This window comes from Oleiphilus sp. HI0117, from assembly GCF_001635235.1.
The window spans coordinates 1-621 of record NZ_LWGA01000363.1 but is presented as its reverse complement, the minus strand read 5'-3'; the positions used below and the strand labels follow the sequence as shown (position 1 = coordinate 621).

The window sequence follows — 621 nt, the reverse complement described above, 5'->3', positions numbered from 1 at the left end:
ACCGGCAATGCCAATCACGCTAATTATGCAGATATTTTCTTTCTTCAAGCGAGTGCAGGTATCTCGTAAGGCTTCGAAAAAGCAGATTCTGTCACCCTGGATGCACACAAGCAGTTATATGTTCCGATGGGTAGTGGCTTGGTGGTGTTTAAGGACCCAAAGAAACTGAAGGCCATTGAACATCATGCTCAGTATGTTGTCCGTCGTGGCTCGAAGGATTTGGGAAGTACAACTCTCGAAGGTTCACGCCCGGGAATGGCGATGCTGATTCACTCTGGCCTGAAGATTATTGCCAAAGATGGATACGAGATATTGATCAACGAAGGTATCAATAAAGCCAAAGCTTTTGCTGCCATGATCGACAACGATCAGGACTTCGAGGTGATTACCTATCCTGAGTTAAATATTATTACTTATCGTTATTGCCCGGAGTTTGCAACGTCGGTGTTAGCAGTTGCAGACGATATTTTGATGGAAAAGATCAATGCAGTTCTGGATCGTATCACTAAGTTTGTACAAAAAACTCAGCGTGAGAAAGGCCTATCGTTTGTTTCAAGAACGCGTTTGGAACCCCCGAAGTATAATCGACAAGCATGTGTCGTCTTTCGAGTGGTATTAGCA

Annotated in this window: 1 pseudogene; it reads left to right on the top strand. The window is 44.1% G+C overall.

The features are described from left to right. Nucleotides 1-81: 81 nt before the first annotated feature. Nucleotides 82-621, top strand: a pseudogene (locus tag A3757_RS04345) (pyridoxal-dependent decarboxylase); the annotation flags it as partial.